The following is an 18,826-nucleotide window of genomic DNA, read 5'->3' as shown; positions in this document are numbered from 1 at the left end:
AACCACCGTTTCTCAGGGTTGCGTCGGGAAGGAGAGGGCCGTGGGTCAGGGAGCCGCGTACTCGCCGAGGTCCTCGCCCAGCAGCTCCCGCAGCCGGCCGAGCGCCCTGGTGCACCGCGTCCGCACCGCCGCGGAACTGGCGTTCAGCGTGTCGGCGGTCTCCTGCACGGACCGGTCCTCCCAGTACCGCAGGACGACCACGGCCCGGTCCTTGGCGGGCAGCCGGGCGAGCGCCTGCAGCAGGGTCAGCCGCAGCGACAGGTCACCGTGGCCGCCGCTGTCCGCCGGCCGGTCGGGGAACGTGTCCGTGGCGCGCTCGCTGCTGCTGCGCCGGCGCTGGTGGGCGAGGAAGGTGCGGGTGAGGACCGTCTGCGCGTACCCGGCCGGGTTGTCCACCCGGGAGACCCGTCCCCAGCGGACGTAGATCCGGCCGAGGGTCTCCTGGACGAGGTCCTCGGCGAGGTGGGTGTCCCCGGCGGTCAGCAGACAGGCGGACCGGTACAGATGCCCGGCCCTGGCCACCGCGAACTCCGCGTAGTCGTCGGCGCGGGCCTGTCTCATTCCGTCCCCCTGCTGCTGTGCCGGCCGTCGGTGAGGCCCTCACTTCACTGATGCGGCGGGGCAGGGAGAATGTTTCACCGCAGTGCCGAGAAGTTCACAGCCAGGGCAAGGACAGGACCGAGGACACCACGGATGACTGAGCAGCCACCCCCACCGCCCGTGCCGGGCTTCGGTCCGCCCCCGCCGCAGTACGCGCCGCAGTACCCGCCCGCGCAGCCCCCGTACGCCCCGGTCCCGGGCCCGCCGGTGCCGCCTCATGCGGTGCCGCCCCAGCCGGTTCCGGCCGGCCCGGAGTTTCTGGCCGTGGACAAGCGCAACGCCGTCGTCGTCGACGCCTCCGGTGTCGTCTTCGAGATGTCCGGGCTCACGATCGAGTTCCGCTGGCCCGAGATCGGCGGCGTCCACTACAAGGCGAGCCCCGACGGCAAGGCCCTGATGGTCGCCGTGGTCCACCTGGACGGGCGGTTCTACGAGTGCGTGGTGGAGGCCAAGCCCAGGACGCGGCTGCAGGAGTGGTTCCCGCAGCTGGCCTGGGTACTTGGCCAGTACCGACCGATGGGGTGACGGCGTCCGGCGCCGCTACGGCAGCCCGTGGACGTGCGGCCCGACCGCGTTCGACCAGGCGTTGCCCGCCGTGGCGTCCCAGTTCGTCGACCAGGTCATCGCGCCGCGCAGGTCGGGATAGGTCCTGGACGGCTTGAAGGAACCGCACCCCGTGCCCTTGGTCAGGCAGTCCAGGGCGTTGTTCACGACGGACGGCGCCACGTACCCGCTGCCCGCGCCCCGCGTCGACGCCGGCAGGCCCAGACCCACCTGGGACGGGGCGAGGCCGCCCTCCAGCTGGATGCAGGCCAGGGCGGTCAGGAAGTCCACCGAGCCCTGGCTGTAGACCTTGCCGTCGCAGCCCAGCATCGAACCGCTGTTGTAGTACTGCATGTTGACGACCGTGAGGATGTCCTTGATGTTCAGGGCCGTCTGGAAGTACGAGTTCGACGTCGACTGCATGTCGATGGTCTGCGGCGCCATCGTGATGATCAGCGACGAGCCCGCCTTGGCCGACAGGGACCGCAGGGCCTGCGTCATGTAGGTGGCGTTGAGGCCGTTCTCCAGGTCGATGTCGACGCCGTCGAAGCCGTACGTCTGCATCAGCGAGTGCACGGAGTTCGCGAAGTTCGTCGCCGACGCGGCGTCGTTGACCGCGACCGTGCCGCGCTCGCCGCCCACCGAGACGATGACCTTCTTCCCGGCCGCCTGCTTCGCCCGGACGTCCGCCTTGAACTGGTCGACGGTGTAGCCGCCCAGCCCGGCCGAGTCCAGGTTGAACGTCACCGCGCCCGGCGTCGAGGTCGCGTCCGCGAAGGCGACGGCGATGATGTCGTACTGGGACTGCACGTCGGCGAGCTTCTGGACCGCGGCGCCGTTGTTGAAGTTCTGCCAGTAGCCGGTCACCGCGTGCTTGGGCAGGGCGGGGCCCGGCCCGGTCGGGTTGTTCGTCGTGCCCGTCACCGCCGCCGACTTCGGCGACTCACCGGCCGCGTTGGTCGCCGTGACCTGGAAGGAGTACGACGTCGAGGCCGCGAGCCCGGTCACGGTCGCGGAGGTGCCGGTGACCGCGGTGACCTTGGTGCCGCTGCGGTAGACGTTGTAGCCGGTCGCGCCCGAGACGGTGTTCCAGGCGAGCGAGACGGACGAGGAGGTCGTGCCCGACACCGCCAGCCCGCTCGGCGCGCCGGGGATCGTGGGGGAGGGGTCGGTGCCCCCGCCGCCGTCGGGGCCGTACACCGACACGTCGTCCGCGTGGTACGCGGCCTGCCCGTACCAGCCGTGCGTGTAGAGGGTCACGGAGGTCGTCGAGGCGCCGGTGCTGAAGGTCGTCGACAACTGCTTCCACGACGCCGAGTCCGGCGTCCAGGTCGAGACGTCCGTCGTGCCCGTGCCGGTGACGCCGAGGTAGGTGTAGCCGCCCTGGACCCAGGCGCTCAGCGTGTACGTCGAGTTGGGCTTCACGGCCACCGTCTGGCTGCACCGGGCGTTGTCCTGCCCGGCCGGTGTCGCCTTCAGTGCACTCGAGCCGCCGTGCACCGGTGAGGAGACGGTCGTCCCGCTGTTCACGGAACACGTCCAGTTGCTCAGGCCGGACTCGAAGCCGGCGTTCTTGGCGTTGTTGACGTCCGCGGCGGACGCGTGGCCCGCGCCGATGAGGGTGAGGGTGAGGGAGAGGGCGGAGGTGACGGCTGCCGCCCACAGTCGGGCCGGTCCGCCGGTGCGGGACGCCGCTCGTCCGCGACGCCCGTGTGCTCTGTGTATGAACATGTCAACCAAGTTGGTCCAGACCAATCCGGCTGTCAAGGGATTCCGGCCATGGAGGATTGATGTGCGCAACCTGCCCCGTTTTGCCGTGAGTTGTGCGAGGTGAGTTCCCTCCCGGCTACAGAAACGCTGTTCTCCGGTCATCAAGCCGTGGATACAGTGCTGAGATAGTCACGCAATGAAGTCATCTCGGTGCACCGGAGTAACACCCGTGCACCGGACCGGGCGGGAAGCGGGGAGCTGCGCGTGCCAACTGCCATTGCCGTGACCAGCGCCGACATGGCGCTACCGGCGCAGGACGAGCGAACCGTGCCCGCCGTCGTGCTCCAGGACCTCGACCGGGAGCCCCTGGAGCGGTCGTTGGCGGGCATGCAGACGCTGATCGAGCAGCACGGGCATGTCGTGGTCGTCTGCTCGCAGGCCGTTCCCCGTGGCGTCCAGCAGCGACTGCACACCGTACGGTCCCTGCTGGAGAGCGACCGTATCGCCGTGTTCCGGCCCGGACTGCCCCCGCTCGGACTGGCCGTCCTGGCCCGGCAGTTGCGGCAGCTGGCCTCCTGCGACCTCAGCCCCGGCGTGCTCGCCTCCGCCGGCCGGCTGCTCACCCACTACATCCACGCCGGAGCCCTCCTCGGCTCGGTCGCCAAGCTGGACCGCATCCCCGTGGACCTCAAGTCGCACGCCAAGTCCTGGATGCCCGGCAGTCAGTTCGGCGTCCTCGCCCACCCGGCCCCGCAACTCGTCCGCATCGCTCCCGGAGTCACCCTCCCCGGCCCGGAGTTCGGCACCTCGATGCTGGTCGCCCAGGGGCAGCTCCAGTCCGACTGGGTCACCACCGGCCTGGCCAAGTCCTGGAACGCGCAGGGCCTGCGCGAGGTGGTCCTGCCCGCCGAGTCGACGACCTGGTGGGGGACGCCCCGGCTGATCGAGTTCTGCTCCTTCCTGCCCGACCTCTCGGTGCTCTACCAGCTCGTCACCTCGGTACGGCAGAACTCCTGTCACTGGTGCGGCATCGACGTCATCGGCGATCGCTGCGTCTTCTGCTCCGCCACCCCGCCCACCCACGAGCAACCGGCCCGCGCGGGCTGACCCGGACCCCGGCCGTCACGGCAGCCCCGACCCCGCCCGACCCACTCCGAACGCACCCGACCGATTCCCCCAATGAGGTTGCACGGTTCATGAACTCCCGTCAGCGCCGCGGCGTCATACTCCTGCTCCTGTCGGTCGTCTGCGCCCTCGGCGCCTTCGCCGGTGTCCTGTCCGTCATCAACGACGTGAAGTCCAAGGTCGGGCCAGAGGTCACCGCGTACCGGCTCAAGCGGAACGTGGATCCCTACACCCCGCTCAGCGCAGCCCAGTTCGAGAAGATCGAGATGCCCGAGCGGTGGCTGTCCGAGAACGCGGTCACCGACCTCCGTGAGATCCAGGGCAAGATCGCCGTCACCCGACTGCTCGAGGGCTCCCTGCTGCAGAGCGACATGATCGTCGACCAGCCCGCCCTCCAGCAGGGCGAGCAGGAACTCGCCATCATGATCGACGCGGCGACAGGTGTGGCCGGCAAGATCACCCCGGGTTCCACGGTCAACGTCTACGCCACCTTCGAGGGACAGCGCGACGGAGATCCCGACCAGTCCAAGCTCATCGTCGAGAACGCCCGCGTCATCGACGTGGGCGAGCTGACCTCCCTGCGCCCCGACGCGGACGACCGGGACCGGCAGCCCACCGAGGCCGTCCCGATCACCTTCGCCCTGCGCACCGTCGACGCCCAGCGCATCACCTACGCCGAGTCCTTCGCCGACGAGGTCCGGCTCGCCCTGGTGGCACCCGGCGCCGACTCCGACATCTCCGCGACGGACCGCACCTACGAACTCGCCAAGGACAAGTGAGAGGCCCCCATGCCCACGAGGATCCTCCCGGCCGTCGGCGACGCGGACGCGGTCCGGTCCCTCACGACGCTGCTCAGCCAGCTCCCCGACGCCGAGCCGGTGGCCCCGGTCACCGACTCCACCCAACTCGTCGACACCCTCGCCCGCCTGGCCGCCGAGTCCATCGACGAACTGCCCGAGGTCGTCGTCGTCCACGAGCGCATCGGCCCCGTCCCGGCCCTGGAGCTCATCCGCGAGGTCGCCCTGCGCTTCCCGGCGGTGGGCGTCATCCTCGTGACGTCCGACGCGAGCCCCGGCCTCTTCCAGGCCGCCATGGACTACGGCGCCCGGGGCCTGGTCGCCCTGCCGCTGCACTACGAGGAACTGGCCAGCCGCGTCCACGCGGTCGCCCAGTGGTCGGTGGGGGTACGGCGGCATCTGGGCTCCGGCGGCGACGTGTTCAGCGGCGTCGGCGGCACCGTCGTGACGGTGAGCGGCGCGAAGGGCGGCGTGGGCGCCACCCTCACGGCCATCCAACTGGCGCTCGCGGCCCAGGCGTCGGGCCGCAGCACCGCCCTGCTCGACATGGACCTCCAAACCGGCGACATCGCGTCCTACCTGGACATCCAGTTCCGCCGCTCGGTCGTCGACCTCGCCGCCATCAGCGACATCACGCCGCGCGTGCTGGCGGACGCGGTGTTCCGGCACGACACGGGGGTGGCACTGCTCCTCGCTCCCGGCGACGGCGAACGCGGCGAGGAGGTCACCGACCGCGCCGCCCGCCATGTCGTCACCGCCCTGCGCTCCCGCTACGAGGTCGTGGTCGTCGACTGCGGCGCCCAACTGAGCGGTGCGAGCGCGGCGGCCGTGGAGATGGCCGACACGGCCCTCCTCGTCACCACCCCGGATGTGGTCGCGGTGCGCGGCGCCAAGCGCACGGTCCGGATGTGGGACCGCCTGCAGATCCGCAAGGCGGAGGAAACCATGATCGTCGTCAACCGCCACTCGCGCGGCACGGAGATCCAGCCCGCCCTGATCCAGCGGATCACCGGCACGTCGGTCGCGGCCACCGCGATCCCCGCCAACTTCAAGGAACTCCAGGGCGCCGTCGACGCCGGCCGGGTGCACGAGCTGGACAACCGGGGGACGGTCAAGCAGGCCCTGTGGGCGCTCGCGGGGGAACTGGGCCTGGTCAAGGGCACCGAGGGGGCCTCACCGCGCCGCAACGGACGGGCGCGGGGCGGGGACCGGGCCGCGCTGACCTTCCGGCGCCGGAAGGAGATCGGGAGGTGAGGGGGCGGGGGGACAAGGGCCGGCTCAGGGACGACCGGGGCCAGGTGACCATCGAGTTCCTCGGCATGACGCCGCTGATCATCCTGACGCTGGTGCTGCTGTGGCAGTGCGTGCTGCTGGGGTACACGTTCACGCTCGCGGGGAATGCTGCGGACGAGGCGGCCCGGGCGGCGACGGCGTCGGAGGGGCAGTCGGCCTGCGCGGAAGCAGGGCTCCAACACCTTCCGGATTCATGGCAGGGGGGCGCCACCGTGGAGTGCGACGCGAACGGCGACTTCGTCACCGCCGACGTGACCCTCCAGGTGCCCGTCCTCTTCCCCGGCTCCATCGGCTTCCCGTTCACGGTGGAGGGGCACGCGGGGGCCGTGCAGGAGGAGAAGGACTGAGATGTCGTACCGGCTCTTCCCCCGCCGTGCGGGCCGCGACCGCGGTCAGGTCGCCATCGAGTACCTCGGGTTCATCCCGATCCTGATCCTCGTCGCCATGGCCGGCATCCAGGTCGGGCTCATCGCCTACACCGCCCAGCAGGCCGGTACGGCGGCCAGGGCGGGGGCGCGGGCCGCCTCGCTCGAACCCGGTGCCGCCCAGGAAGGGTGCCAGAACGCGGTCAGCGGCTGGCTCGCCGACGGGACCGCCTGCTCGGAGGCGGCCGGCGGCGACACGGTCACCGTCACGGCCACCGTCGAGATCCCGTCGATCGTCCCCGGCTGGAACTTCGACGCCGCCCAGAAGACCGCGACCATGCCGCTCGACCACTGAACGAGGATCCACATGAGCCTGAGGTCACGCATCAACGCCCCGGAGGAGAACGCCGGCCGGGGCGAGGACGGCCACCTGGTCGCCTCGTACCGGGCCAAGCTCCTGGAGGAGATCGACCTCGCGGAGATGAGTTCGCTGGCCGCGGCCGAGCGCCGGGCCCGCCTCGAGCGGGTGCTCGGCCACATCATCAGCCGCGAGGGCCCGGTGCTGTCGACCGTCGAGCGCTCGCAGCTGATCCGCAGGGTCGTCGACGAGGCACTCGGCCTGGGCATCCTGGAGCCGCTGCTCGAAGACGCGTCGATCACCGAGATCATGGTGAACGGCCCGGACGCGATCTTCGTCGAACGAGGTGGCCGCGTCGAGCAGTTGCCGCTCCGCTTCCCCTCCCACGACCAGCTGATGCAGACCATCGAGCGGATCGTCTCGACGGTGAACCGGCGCGTGGACGAGTCGAACCCGATGGTGGACGCGCGCCTGCCGTCCGGCGAGCGCGTGAACGTCATCATCCCGCCCCTGTCGCTCACCGGCGCGACCCTGACGATCCGCCGCTTCCCGCGCTCCTTCACCCTGCACGAGATGACCGGCCTCGGCTCGCTCGACGAGCCGATGGTGTATCTGCTGGCCGGACTGGTGCAGGCGAAGTTCAACATCATCGTCTCGGGAGCGACGGGCACGGGCAAGACGACGCTGCTCAACGCGCTGTCGGGCCTGATCCCCGAGGCCGAGCGCATCATCACCATCGAGGACTCGGCCGAACTCCAGCTGCAGCAGTCCCACGTCATCCGGCTGGAGTCGCGGCCGCCGAACGTCGAGGGCAAGGGCCAGGTCAGCATCCGGGACCTGGTCCGCAACTCCCTGCGGATGCGCCCCGACCGCATCGTCGTCGGTGAGGTCCGCGGCGGCGAGTCCCTCGACATGCTCCAGGCGATGTCCACCGGCCACGACGGCTCCCTCGCCACTGTGCACGCCAACAGCGCGGAGGACGCCCTGATGCGGCTGAAGACCCTCGCCTCCATGTCCGACGTGTCGGTCCCCTTCGAGGCGCTGCACGACCAGATCAACAGCGCGGTCGACGTGATCATCCAGCTGACCCGGTTCCCGGACGGCGCCCGCAGGATCACCGAGATCGCGATCCTGGACAGCCACGGGGCGGAGCCGTACCGGCTGGCCACGGTGGCCCGCTTCCACGCCCAGCCCATGACGCCGGACGGCCGCGTCCACGGCGCCTTCGCGTACTTCCCCCTCCCGCGCCGCACCGCCGACCGCCTCTACATGGCGAGCCAGCCGATACCCCAGGCCTTCGGCGTCGCCCAGTCCCCGCTCGAGCTCGCCACCCGAGAAGCCAGGTAGGACCCCGCTGATGGACCTCCAGACCCGCATCACGCTCACGACCGGCGTCGCCCTGCTGACCTGCGCCCTGGCCGTGGCGGGCGTACACGTCCACGCCGCCGGCCGGGCACAGCGCCAGGCCCTGGTCGAGCGTCTGACCTCCGCCGGCCAGATCACCGGAGCCGGGCGCCGGCGCCGCTTCGCCGACCTGGACCGCCGCCTGCGCCGCACGAAGCTGGGCAAGCGGCTGGAGTTGCGGCTGGTGGCGACGGGCCTGGACGTCACGCCGGGCGAGTTCTTCGTCTACATGCTGGCGACGGTGGCGGGCCTGTGGCTGGTCGGCCAGGCGACCTTGGCCCCCTTCTTCGGCCCGATCGCGGGCCTGCTGGGCGTCTGGGCGGCGATGCAGTTCCTGAACTGGCAACGCCAGAAGCGCATCGAGCGGTTCATCAACCAACTCCCCGAACTGGCCCGCATCCTGGCGAACGCGGCCCACGCGGGCCTCGCCCTGCGCACCGCCATCGGCCTGGCGGCGGAGGAGCTGGAGGCCCCGGCGGGCGAGGAACTGGCCAAGGTGTCCAACCAGTTGGCGCTGGGCGCCTCGATGGACGACGCCCTCGGCGAGCTCGCGGAACGCCTCCCGTCCCGCGAACTCGTCGTCCTGGTGACCACGCTGGTGCTGTCCAACCGGGCCGGCGGCCAGGTGGTGAGCGCCCTGCGGAACCTGACGGAGACGCTGGAGGAGCGCAAGGAGACGCGACGCGAGGTCCGTACACAACTGTCCCAGGTGAGCATGACGTCGTACGCCGTTCCGGCGCTGGGCGTGGGGTCGCTCTTCCTCATGAACGGAGTGAAGGACGGGGCCCTGGACCGTATGACGGCCTCCCCGGTCGGCCAGGTGGCGGTGCTGATCGCGTTCGGGCTGTACGCCGTGGGCTTCGTCCTGATCCGCCGCCTCTCGCGGATCGACGTCTGAGGCGCCGAGGCGCAGGAAGGGAGGACGACGGACCATGGGACTCGGACAACTGGGACTTGTACTGGCCCTGGTGATGGCCCTCAGCGTGTGGGGGATCTTCGCCGGCATCCGCATGTACCGCGCGGACGCCAAACTGCCCAGCGATCTCGCGCTGGCCCTGGAGATCGGCGCGACCCGCACCGGCGCCGTGGACTCGCTCATCGACCGCATGGGCATGCGCTACGCCCCCGCCGTACTGCGCCTGATGGGCCCGAAGCTGGTCGCCAGGTACCGCCGCAAGATCGACCTCGCGGGGAACCCCGGCGGCCTGACCATCGACCGTTACGCGGCCAGGCGCGCGGTGTACGGCTTCCTGGGCGCGCTGGGCTTCCTGGTGTTCCTGCTCCGGGGCCAGGTACTGGTGGCCTTGCTGCTGCTGGCCTTCGGCGCCTTCTGGACGGAGGTCGGCATCTGGTCGGCGATCCGGATCAGGAAGGACGAGATCGAGCGCACCCTGCCCGACTTCCTGGACGTCCTGGCGGTCGTGGTGAGCGCGGGCCTTGGCTTCCGTCAGGCCCTCGACCGGGTCGCCTCGAAGTACGAGGGCCCCTGGGCCGACGAACTCCGCATCACCCTGCGCCAGATGGACCTCGGCATGAGCCGCCGCCAGGCCTTCGCGGAACTCCGCCGCCGCAACGACTCCGAACAGGTGGCGATGTTCGTGACGGCGCTCCAGCAGGGCGAGGAACTGGGCGCGCCGATCGTCGACACCCTGGTCGCCCTCGCCAAGGACATGCGCCGCACCGACGCCCAGAACGCCCGCCGGAAGGCGGCCAGGGCGGTGCCACGCGCCACGCTGATGATCACGACGTTCATGGTGCCGGCCACGATGATCCTGCTGGGGGCGGGACTGCTGCTGGGGTCCGGGACGGACTTCGGTTCGCTGACGGGGGAGTAGGGGGAGGACCGCATGGCAGGCATGCCGGTGAGGATGCGCGCGGGTACGGGCGCAGGCGCAGGGGGGACCTCGGCGCCGGGTGCGACGGCAGGCATGGCGCTTCTGCTGCGGCGCCTGCGGCCGTCCCGGGCAGCCGGACAAGCCGCCGCGATACCGCTGCAGATAAACGCCCTCCAGGCGATGTGCCGGCAGGTCTTCGGCTTCCGCCTCGCCATGATCGCCCTCGCCGCGCCCGCGGCCCTGCTCAACGCGACGCCCGGCCTGGGAACCCGGCTGATGGGCGCGGCGGTCGTGGTCACGTTCATGGGCTCCTACGCCCTGTTCCGCGACTGGGAACGCTTCGGCCCGCTCCTCCTGCGCCACCCCACCCTCCTGGCGCTGGACACCCTCTTCACCGCCCTCCTCCTCATCTCCGCGGGCCCCGACACCACGCTGGCCTACGTCAGCGTCTGCACGCCCCTGCTCGCCGGCATCGTCTACGGCTACCGGGGCGCGGCGGTGTTCGCGAGCGTGCAGTCCCTGATCCTGCTGCTGGCCTACGCGATCAACAAGGAGGCGCAGGCGGGCAGCGGCCTGGCGGAGAAACTCCTGCTCCCGGGCCTGTGCGTCATCACGGGCGCGCTCGGCTCCTCCCTGCGCAACCTCATGCTCCGCTTCGGTACGGCCACGCAGGCACTGACGACGATCCAGGCGCGGCTTGCGGTGACCGAGGCGGTCGGCGCGGAACGGGCCCGCCTGGCCCGCGAGATGCACGACTCGGTGGCGAAGACGCTGCACGGCGTGGCGCTGGCGGCGGACGGCCTGGCGCTCTCCGCGGGGTCGGCGTCGATGGACCCGGCCCGCGTCAGCCAGCAGGCCGAACTGGTGGCTCGCGCGGCCCGCCGAGCCGCCGCCGAGTCCCGCGAACTCCTGGCGGACCTGCGCCGCGAGTCGGACCCGGACCACGCGACGGACATCACGCCGGAACTGGCCGCCCGTACCGCGGCCTTCACGAAACGCACGGGCATGACAGCCACGTACGACACCACTCCGGGCGAGGCCGCCCACGCGCCCCTGCGGGCCCTCCTGGTCCCACCGGCGGTCGCCCGCCACCTCCTCACCATCACCGAGGAGGCCATGGAGAACGCCCACCGCCACGCGGCCGCGACCCGGGTGGACGTACGCGCGGGCGTGCGGGCGGGTGCGCGGGGCGAGGTGCTGTGCCTGACGGTCCAGGACGACGGCCGGGGCATGCCCCCCGACGCGACCCTCGAACACCTCCGCCGGTCGGGCCACTTCGGCCTGATCGGTATGGCCGAACGAGCCGCCTCGATAGGCGCAGGCATCCACATCGGCAAGGGCACCCACGCTCGCGGCACGGAGGTCCGCCTCGAACTCCCGCTGGCGGCCCTGACGACGACGAAGGCGACCCCATGAACACCCCCCTCCGGCTAGTGGTGGCAGACGACAACCCGGTGGTCCGAGCGGGCCTGACGGCCCTCCTCTCCACCCACGTGGACATAACGGTGGTGGCCGAGGCGGCGAACGGCCTGGAGGCCCAGGAAGCGGCCCGCCGCCACCGCCCCGACGTGATCCTCCTGGACGTCCGCATGCCAGGCACGGACGGCATCACGGCCCTCCCGCACCTGGTCGGCATCGCCCCGGTGATGATGCTCACCTACAGCGGGGAGTCGGAGACGGTCCGCGAAGCACTGCGTCTCGGCGCCGCCGGCTATCTGGTCCACGGTGAGTTCACGACGGACGAACTGGTGGCGGCGGTGCGGGACATCGAGCGAGGCAGGGGGTCGGCGGAGCCCCGGCTCACCCCCACGGCAGCGGCATCACTCGCGCAAGCAAACGCCGAACTCCCAACTGCGACAGGCAATTCCGCAGAACCGCTTTCGCAAGTGCAACCAACTGTGGGACAGTCGTCGTCGTATCGGTCACGGTTCCGGCTGAGCAGGAGGGAGGCGGAGATCATGGACCTCATCGCATCCGGCATGAACAACCAGCAGATCGCCGCCGCCTGCTTCATCAGCGAGAAGACGGTCAAGAACCACATCAACCGCATCTTCGCCAAACTCCACAGCAGCAGCCGCGGGGAGGCCGCGGCCAAGTGGCTGGGGACGGCGCCGGGTTCACACCCAGGACGGGGATGAGCGGCGATGCTGCGACGGCGGTTTTCGGCCGAGGCCTGGAATTGGGTCCTGGGACCCTCTGGTGTTCGGGGTGTTCGCGCTTACTTTTCTCCTGAGACTTCTCACAGGACTTGCGTGCCCAGAGGGGAACACCATGAGCAACTGGATCAACACCACCGTCGAGTACTTGCGCTCCCGCGCCGAGCGCGACGACAAGGGGCAGACGGCGGTGGAGTATCTGGGGATCATCGCGGTGGTGGTGGCGATTGTGTTGGCGATTACTGGGACGGACATCGGCCAGACGATCTACGACGCGATTGTGGAGCAGATCGACGAACTCACCGGATGATCAAGCGCCGTACCTTCGGCGACGCTGGGCAGGCCTTCCCCATCTACATCACGGTGGTGGGGGGCCTGCTCTTTCTCGCGTTCGCCTACCTTGCGGTCGGCCAGGCCGCAGCGAATCGGAACGGTGCCCAAACGGCCGCCGATGCGGCGGCGCTGGCGGCAGCCCAGGAGTCCCGGGACCAACTCGCCGGGGACTGGTTGGAGGTTGTGGGCGACCCGACAAAGTGGCAGGACATCCTTGACGGCGATACTGAACTGGTCGACGGATGCTGGCGGGCCTACGAACTGGCGGCCCAGAACGACGCCGATGTCCAAGGCTGCGGGTCGGCAGAGCCGTTGGGCTACACGGTGGATGTCGAAACCAACAAGTCCGTGGGCGACTCCATCGTCCCCGGCACGGAGGATTTCAAGTCGAAGGCGTCAGCCACCGCCGTGATCGAGCCTCGCTGCACGTTCGATCTTCCCGGAGAGGGCGGCGACGACGGTGACGGGAACGACACACTGCCCTTGCCGCAACTCAAGTGCGACGACACGGACTGGGACCTGGACCCGGAGGACCCGACCACTCTTCCGGCCCCCGAGGACCTCTTCGATGTCCATCTGGCCGACTCACAAGCGAACGACGAGTGACGAAGGAAGCAGAGGCATGAGCATTCGGTTCACGACGAAGGCCCGCAGGGGGATGGTCGCGTTGACCGCCGTGGCCGGACTGGCCCTCGGCGTGGCCGGCTGCGGAGGAGGAGGCGACGACGACAAGAAGCCGGAGACGTCTGCGTCAGCCTCCAAGGGCGGCGGGTCCAATCCGAGTGCTCAAGAGGGAACCGATGATCTCCTTGCCGAACTCAAGGGCGAGGACGGTCTGATCCTCAGGATCACCTCTGCTCAGCGCGACTCCGGTGGGTTCGTCACCGTGAGCGGCGAAATGAAGAACGACGGTGACGAGGCGGCCCGCGTGTCGGCGCGCACTTCGGGTGACGAGACGGAGATCGTCAGGCACGGAACATCGCTGGGCGGAGCGACTCTCGTCGATTCGGCGAGCAAGAAGCGGTACTACGTGCTGCGCGACACGGACGGTCGTCCCCTGACGACGACCAGCATGCCGCGAATCAAGCCCGGCGACTCCATTCCTGTTTTCATGCAGTTCCCCGCCCCGCCGACAAGTACAAACGAGGTCAGCTTCCAGCTGCCGACCTTTGCCTCCGCCACCCTCCAGATCTCCGGGTGAGGCCAAAATGACCCGCACCCCCCGCCTCCCCCTCACCGCAGCCACCCTCATGGTCGCCACCAATCTCCTGGGTGCCACAACAGCCCACGCCGCCGACGACCCCAGCGTCCCGCCCGGTACCGAAGCCACCGCCACCGCCCCCGTGGAGGTCGACGCCAACGACCCCGATCTCAAGCTCCCCGAAGGGGCGACGCTCGCGGAGGCCAAGGTGCTGGACATCAAGCAGGTGGTCGAGGATCAGGCCGGTGAGGAACGCCGGGAGGACACGAACTCGGACGTGAAGTTCGCGCTGCAGGCCGAGGTTCTCTTCCCCAAGGACAGCGCGAAGCTGACCGGCGAGGCGAAGGCCCGTATCTCGGACATCGCCGAGGAGATCAAGACCCAGAACGCCACACGCATCCGCGTCTTCGGCTTCACCGACAACCTGGGCTCCTCCGCCCACGGCGACGTCCTGTCGAGGAAGCGCGCGAACGCCGTACAGGGCGTCCTGGAGTCGGAGCTGACCGACTCCACGGTCACCTACGAGGTACGCGGCTACGGCGAGCAGTACCCGATCTCCTCGAACGCGACCGAGTCGGGCCGCAAGAAGAACCGACGGGTGGAGGTGTCCTTCCCGCGCACGGACAACTGACCGGCCGTGGGAGTCACCCCGTCCACGGCTACGCCTCGACAGTCATCCGTACCCCGGCCCGCACCCCCCACCCGGCCATGGCCCCGGCCTCGGCCTCCAGCACATGCCGCGACCGAAGCCGGGGCAGGCCCAGCCGCCCCGGTGCCATGGTGCGTACGGCGATGACCTTCAGCCGTCGGTCGAGATAGGCGACGTCGATGGGCATGCGCATCCGGAAGGTGTGCACGCTGCCGGCCGGCGTGAGCAGCATCGCCCCGGCGATGGAGTCCCGCCCCAGCAGCCCCTTCGTACGGGCCCGATAGGACGCGGCGACCTCCAGGGGCACCGAGACGTCCCCCCGCTCCCCGTGCACGACCAGCGTCCCCCGACCGCCCCGCCACCGCCGCCCCATCCCCAGCCACCTCCTGGATTTCCTGTTGTCCGGCGAGTGCCACCCGGGTAGGAAAGGCCCATGACCGGACTAGGCGCAATCTTCCGTCCCCAACTCGCCCCCGAGCGACTCCGTTCCGTCGCCCGCATCGCGGACGAGGCAGGCCTCGAGGAACTCTGGCTCTGGGAGGACTGCTTCCGGGAGGGAGGGATCTCCACCGCTGCCGCCGCACTGGCGTGGACCGAGCGCGTGCGGGTCGGCGTCGGGCTGCTGCCCGTCCCGTTGCGGAACGTCGCCATCACCGCGATGGAAGCCGCCACGCTGTACCGGATGTTCCCCGGACGGCCGATCCTCGCCCTCGGGCACGGTGTGCAGGACTGGATGGGGCAGGTCGGGGCGCGGGCCGAGTCGCCGGTGACGCTGTTGCGCGAGCATCTCGTCGCCCTGCGCGCCCTGCTCGGCGGGGAGACGGTCACCACCGAGGGGCGATACGTCAAGCTCGACGACGTCGCCCTCGACTGGCCGCCCGCCGGGCCGGTGCCCGTCATCGCCGGCGTCACCGGGCCCCGTTCGCTGCGGCTCGCCGGTGAGGCGGCCGACGGGACCCTGCTCACCGCCTCGACCTCGCCCGACGGGGTGCGCAAGGCACGGCAACTCATCGAGGAGGGGAGGGCCGCGGCGGGACGTACCGGAGGCGAACCGCACGAGGTCGTCGTCTACCTCCTGACCGCCACCGGCCCCGACGGGCCCGCACGGCTCAAGGCAGAGCTCGACGCCGAGGGGGTCGGTGACGTCCCCGGCCTCGGCGTCGCCGGAGACGCCGGCGCCGTCGCGAAGGCCGTTCAGCGGCTCGCGGACGCCGGTGCGGACACCGTGGTCCTGCAGCCGACGGGGGACGAGCCCGACCCGGAGGGGTTCGTGCGGTTCGCGGCGGAGGAAGTGCGGCCGTTGGTGCCGTGAGGGACCACGTGAGCGACGGCACGCGAGGGGCTCAGCCCGGCTGGTGAGCCCCCGTCGCCCCGTCGATCAGCTCCCGCACGATGTCCATGTGGCCCGCGTGCCGTGCCGTCTCCTCGATCATGTGAACCAGCACCCACCGCAGGGACACCGCCTCGCCACGCCACGCCGGCTGCCCCAGGTCCGTCAGCGGCCGCTCGGCGATCACTCGGTCGGCCGCGGCGCGCGCACGGCCGTAGAAGTCGATGATCTGCTGCGTCGTCTCGCCCTGGTCGGCCGCCATGTCCTCGGCGCTGTAGGGGTTGAACCACAGGGGCTCCACCTCGCCGCCGAAGGTCGAGACGAACCAGCCGTACTCCACCGAGCCGAGGTGTTTGACCAGGCCCAGCAGGCTGGTGCCGGTCGGGGTCATCGGGCGGCGCAGCTGCTCGTCGTCCAGGCCCTCCAGCTTCCACAGCACCGCGTCCCGGTGGTGGTCGAGGCTCGCCCGGAGCGTGTCCTTCTCGCCCGCCGTGTACGTCGAGTTCGTCATGGCGCCGAAAACTAGCAGCGGCCACTGACAGTGCCCTGCGATCATCACCGCATGGGAAAGGACAGCAGGCCGTTCGAGGAACTCGTCGCCGAGGGCGCGGCCGTGCCCACCGAGGGCTGGGACTTCTCCTGGTTCGAGGGGCGGGCCACCGAGGCGCGGCCCAGCTGGGGGTATGCCGTCTCCCTGGCCGACCGGCTGGCCGGCGCGACCGCCGCGCTCGACCTCCAGACCGGGGGAGGGGAGGTGCTGGACTTCGCCCTGGGCCGGGCCCCGAAGGCCCCGCCGCTGACCGTCGCCACCGAGGGCTGGCCGCCGAACGTCGCCAAGGCCACCGCCCTGCTGGCCGCTCGTGGTGTCGCGGTCGTCGCCTCGCCCGAGGACGCCCCGCTCCCGTTCGCCGACGGGGCCTTCGACCTGGTCACGAGCCGGCACCCGGTGCGGGCGCCCTGGCCGGAGATCTCCCGCGTGCTCCGGCCCGGCGGCACGTACTTCGCCCAGCACGTCGGACCCCACAGCGTCTTCGAACTCGTCGAGTACTTCCTCGGGCCGCAGCCCGACGAGGTCCGCAGCGGCCGCCACCCCGACCGCGAACGCGCCGATGCCGAGGCCGCCGGCCTGGAGATCGTCGACCTGCGCGCCGAGGAACTGCGCATGGAGTTCCACGACATCGCGGCCGTCGTGCATTTTCTGCGGAAGGTCGTGTGGATGGTCCCCGGCTTCACCGCCGAGGCGTACCGGCCGCAACTGCGCGCCCTGCACGAACAGATCGAGTCCGAGGGTCCCTTCGTCGCGCACAGCACCCGCCACCTCTTCGAGGCCCGCAAGCCCGGGACGTGAGCCGCCCGGCGGGGCACTCACGCATGCGGTCCGACGGTCACCTTCCCGACCACCAACTCCGCCTTCGCCTCCAGCACTTCCCCCACCCGCTCCACCTGCTCGCCCAGCTCCCGCTCCTGCCGCGCCGTCAGGCGCCGCCCGATCAGCTCCACCGTCACCGTCGTACGACGTCCCTGGCGCCGCTGATGCCAGACCCCCGCCACCACCCCGTCCACCAGCAGCACCGGAAAGTTCCCCGCCTGCCCACCCGCCAACGCCCGCTGGTACGCCTCCCCGGGGAACAGCGTCTGCCGCGGCTGCGCGGCGATGGCGTACGCGTCGAAGTACGGCAGCAACCGCACGCCACGGACCTTCCCCGCCGGGAACTCCGCGTCACCCGCCGCCACCCAGGCCGCGGCCCCCTCGAACGACACCTCCTCGACCTCCCCGGACCCCGCCAGCTCCCGAAACAGCGCCACCGCCCAACCGGCGGGCGCCGCCAGCCACTTGGCGAAGTGCTGGGGAGTCGCCGGGCCGTACGCACGCAGATACCGCCGCACGAGCTCCCGCAGGGCCCCCTCGCCCGCCGTTCCCGACCGGGGCGCCGGTACCGGGTCGACCCCCTGCGGCCGGGTGTACGTCACTTTCCGCCCCCGGTTCGGGCCGAAGCACAGGGCGCCCGACTGGCCGGCCCGGTGCATCACCTGCCGCCAGCGCGGCCACAGGTCCTGGAAGGCGGGCATCACGCGGTCCCCGGCCCACGGGCCGGTGCGTGCCACGACCTCCTCGCCCAGTTCCTCCACCGTCAGGCAGACCCCGTCGAGGGCGTCCCCGATCGCCGCCACGATCTGCTCCGCCTGCTCCTCCGTAACGGCGATGTCCGGCGGAAACGGACTCGGGCCCGTCGAAATCGCGGTCAGCGCGCCGCACCACAGCGGCAGCTCGGCGGCGGGAAGCAGATGCACGGTTCCGCGCGGGCCGAACGTCTTCACCAGTGAGTGGTCCTCCCAGAGCGCGGCCCGTACGTCCGCCCGCGTCACCCCGGTGGCCCGTACCCCCACCGACACCTCGGCCGCGGACAGCACCTGCGCGTGCGCGCCCAGCATCGCCCCCACCACATCCGCGACCGGCGTGCCGCGCGCGGCGGGACGGGACAGGAACTGCCGCTCCGTACGCCGTGCGCTCGCCTCGCCCCACGTGATCAACCTGCTCGCGTTCGCCGTCATGGCGCGACGTTAGGCCGGATGTAGGCCAGGGACTGTCCGCTGAGGCACCTGAGGTCGTCCGAGGGCACTCGTGGCCCGTGTGGTGCAAACCACGCATCCGTGCGCGAAGGGGCGCTGCCCCCTGCGCATCCAAGGAACCCACACCTTCTCCACATTGTTATGGCGACCGACTCGATTTTCCTCACACCTCTCACGTAAGTTCAGACCAAGGTAATTCGCGTAAGCAAAGCTGCGCGGCGGCACCGCGCAGCGGAGGGGGCTGCGCGGTGCCGTGCCCCCGCAAGCGCTCCTGCTGGACGCGTGTCGCGTCGGAGTCGCACCTCCTTCCCGCGGCCATGGGTGCCGTCAAGCCGACGTTCGCGGCCGGGTCACCCGGGCGGGGGAAGCGAGGACAAGTCGCGCGCCGAGGCTCAAGATGCGTCAAACCCTCTGGATCCGGCCACATCCCACCCGTTTCCCCTGGGAATCCACTCCTGCCGGGCCATGAATCGGCCACGAAGAGGCCCTCTCGCGGCTACCGGGCCGTCGCCGAGCGATTTCGGAGAGTAGTTGTGGCACGCCGATGCACGCAGCA

The 18,826-nt window shown here is 70.7% G+C and carries 22 protein-coding genes; 17 read left to right on the top strand and 5 right to left on the bottom strand.

Annotated elements, in window-relative coordinates; genetic code table 11:
• Positions 1-45: 45 nt before the first annotated feature.
• Positions 46-561: a SigE family RNA polymerase sigma factor gene (locus tag ACWGDB_RS11390; protein ID WP_453822214.1), complete on the bottom strand. Its 516-nt coding sequence runs from the start codon at positions 559-561 to the stop codon at positions 46-48.
• A gap of 132 nt (positions 562-693) precedes the next feature.
• Between ACWGDB_RS11390 and ACWGDB_RS11385 the strand changes: the two genes are divergently transcribed.
• Entirely contained in the window at positions 694-1,125 is a 432-nt protein-coding gene (locus ACWGDB_RS11385; protein ID WP_453822213.1) for a hypothetical protein, read from the top strand.
• Positions 1,126-1,140: 15 nt separating this feature from the next.
• On the opposite strand, the gene ACWGDB_RS11380 is transcribed toward ACWGDB_RS11385, so the two are convergent.
• Positions 1,141-2,874: a chitinase gene (locus ACWGDB_RS11380; RefSeq protein ID WP_453822212.1), complete on the bottom strand. Its 1,734-nt coding sequence runs from the start codon at positions 2,872-2,874 to the stop codon at positions 1,141-1,143.
• Between the two features lie 276 nt (positions 2,875-3,150).
• Here ACWGDB_RS11380 and ACWGDB_RS11375 point away from each other — a divergent pair, with 276 nt between their 5' ends.
• The 14 genes from ACWGDB_RS11375 to ACWGDB_RS11310 all read left to right on the top strand — a co-directional run bounded on the left by ACWGDB_RS11375 (position 3,151) and on the right by ACWGDB_RS11310 (position 14,351).
• Entirely contained in the window at positions 3,151-3,960 is an 810-nt protein-coding gene (locus ACWGDB_RS11375; RefSeq protein WP_453822396.1) for a hypothetical protein, read from the top strand.
• Positions 3,961-4,049: 89 nt separating this feature from the next.
• Entirely contained in the window at positions 4,050-4,757 is a 708-nt protein-coding gene (cpaB, locus tag ACWGDB_RS11370; protein WP_453822211.1) for a Flp pilus assembly protein CpaB, read from the top strand.
• A 9-nt stretch (positions 4,758-4,766) separates the two neighbouring features.
• Complete coding sequence (locus ACWGDB_RS11365; RefSeq protein ID WP_453822210.1) at positions 4,767-6,029, top strand: AAA family ATPase; 1,263 nt, start codon at positions 4,767-4,769, stop codon at positions 6,027-6,029.
• A gap of 65 nt (positions 6,030-6,094) precedes the next feature.
• On the top strand, positions 6,095-6,415 hold the full coding sequence (locus tag ACWGDB_RS11360; protein WP_363037962.1) for a pilus assembly protein: 321 nt from the start codon (positions 6,095-6,097) through the stop codon (positions 6,413-6,415).
• 1 nt (position 6,416) lies between these two features.
• A complete protein-coding gene (locus ACWGDB_RS11355) occupies positions 6,417-6,788 on the top strand; it encodes a TadE/TadG family type IV pilus assembly protein (RefSeq protein WP_453822209.1) in 372 nt (123 codons plus the stop codon).
• A 12-nt stretch (positions 6,789-6,800) separates the two neighbouring features.
• The gene (locus ACWGDB_RS11350; RefSeq protein WP_453822208.1) at positions 6,801-8,138 is read left to right on the top strand and encodes a CpaF family protein; all 1,338 of its coding nucleotides are present in this window, start codon (positions 6,801-6,803) and stop codon (positions 8,136-8,138) included.
• A gap of 10 nt (positions 8,139-8,148) precedes the next feature.
• Positions 8,149-9,093, top strand: a complete 945-nt coding sequence (locus ACWGDB_RS11345) for a type II secretion system F family protein (RefSeq protein ID WP_383603478.1) — start codon at positions 8,149-8,151, stop codon at positions 9,091-9,093.
• A gap of 34 nt (positions 9,094-9,127) precedes the next feature.
• Complete coding sequence (locus ACWGDB_RS11340; RefSeq protein WP_427840149.1) at positions 9,128-10,030, top strand: DUF5936 domain-containing protein; 903 nt, start codon at positions 9,128-9,130, stop codon at positions 10,028-10,030.
• 21 nt (positions 10,031-10,051) lie between these two features.
• Entirely contained in the window at positions 10,052-11,446 is a 1,395-nt protein-coding gene (locus tag ACWGDB_RS11335) for a sensor histidine kinase (RefSeq protein WP_453822395.1), read from the top strand.
• A complete protein-coding gene (locus ACWGDB_RS11330; RefSeq protein ID WP_453822207.1) occupies positions 11,443-12,168 on the top strand; it encodes a response regulator in 726 nt (241 codons plus the stop codon). Before ACWGDB_RS11335 ends, ACWGDB_RS11330 begins: the two co-directional genes overlap by 4 nt.
• Positions 12,169-12,301: 133 nt before the next feature.
• Complete coding sequence (locus tag ACWGDB_RS11325) at positions 12,302-12,496, top strand: Flp family type IVb pilin (RefSeq protein ID WP_451169122.1); 195 nt, start codon at positions 12,302-12,304, stop codon at positions 12,494-12,496.
• The gene (locus ACWGDB_RS11320; RefSeq protein ID WP_453822206.1) at positions 12,493-13,125 is read left to right on the top strand and encodes a pilus assembly protein TadG-related protein; all 633 of its coding nucleotides are present in this window, start codon (positions 12,493-12,495) and stop codon (positions 13,123-13,125) included. The genes ACWGDB_RS11325 and ACWGDB_RS11320 overlap by 4 nt, the downstream gene beginning before the upstream one ends.
• 16 nt (positions 13,126-13,141) lie before the next feature.
• Entirely contained in the window at positions 13,142-13,720 is a 579-nt protein-coding gene (locus tag ACWGDB_RS11315) for a hypothetical protein (protein WP_453822394.1), read from the top strand.
• A 7-nt stretch (positions 13,721-13,727) separates the two neighbouring features.
• Positions 13,728-14,351, top strand: coding sequence for an OmpA family protein (locus tag ACWGDB_RS11310; RefSeq protein WP_453822205.1), 624 nt, complete (start codon positions 13,728-13,730; stop codon positions 14,349-14,351).
• A gap of 28 nt (positions 14,352-14,379) precedes the next feature.
• On the opposite strand, the gene ACWGDB_RS11305 is transcribed toward ACWGDB_RS11310, so the two are convergent.
• A complete protein-coding gene (locus ACWGDB_RS11305) occupies positions 14,380-14,742 on the bottom strand; it encodes a DUF192 domain-containing protein (RefSeq protein ID WP_453822204.1) in 363 nt (120 codons plus the stop codon).
• Between the two features lie 60 nt (positions 14,743-14,802).
• Between ACWGDB_RS11305 and ACWGDB_RS11300 the strand changes: the two genes are divergently transcribed.
• Entirely contained in the window at positions 14,803-15,681 is an 879-nt protein-coding gene (locus tag ACWGDB_RS11300) for an LLM class flavin-dependent oxidoreductase (protein ID WP_453822203.1), read from the top strand.
• Between the two features lie 31 nt (positions 15,682-15,712).
• On the opposite strand, the gene ACWGDB_RS11295 is transcribed toward ACWGDB_RS11300, so the two are convergent.
• Complete coding sequence (locus ACWGDB_RS11295; protein WP_453822202.1) at positions 15,713-16,210, bottom strand: DinB family protein; 498 nt, start codon at positions 16,208-16,210, stop codon at positions 15,713-15,715.
• Between the two features lie 51 nt (positions 16,211-16,261).
• Here ACWGDB_RS11295 and ACWGDB_RS11290 point away from each other — a divergent pair, with 51 nt between their 5' ends.
• The gene (locus tag ACWGDB_RS11290; protein ID WP_453822201.1) at positions 16,262-17,047 is read left to right on the top strand and encodes a class I SAM-dependent methyltransferase; all 786 of its coding nucleotides are present in this window, start codon (positions 16,262-16,264) and stop codon (positions 17,045-17,047) included.
• 17 nt (positions 17,048-17,064) lie between these two features.
• Here the strand turns inward: ACWGDB_RS11290 and ACWGDB_RS11285 are convergent, their stop codons facing one another.
• Positions 17,065-18,252: a winged helix DNA-binding domain-containing protein gene (locus ACWGDB_RS11285; protein WP_453822200.1), complete on the bottom strand. Its 1,188-nt coding sequence runs from the start codon at positions 18,250-18,252 to the stop codon at positions 17,065-17,067.
• Positions 18,253-18,826 lie beyond the last annotated feature (574 nt).

Source organism: Streptomyces sp. NPDC055013 (assembly GCF_053608645.1).
This window is presented reverse-complemented; position numbering and strand designations above follow the sequence as displayed.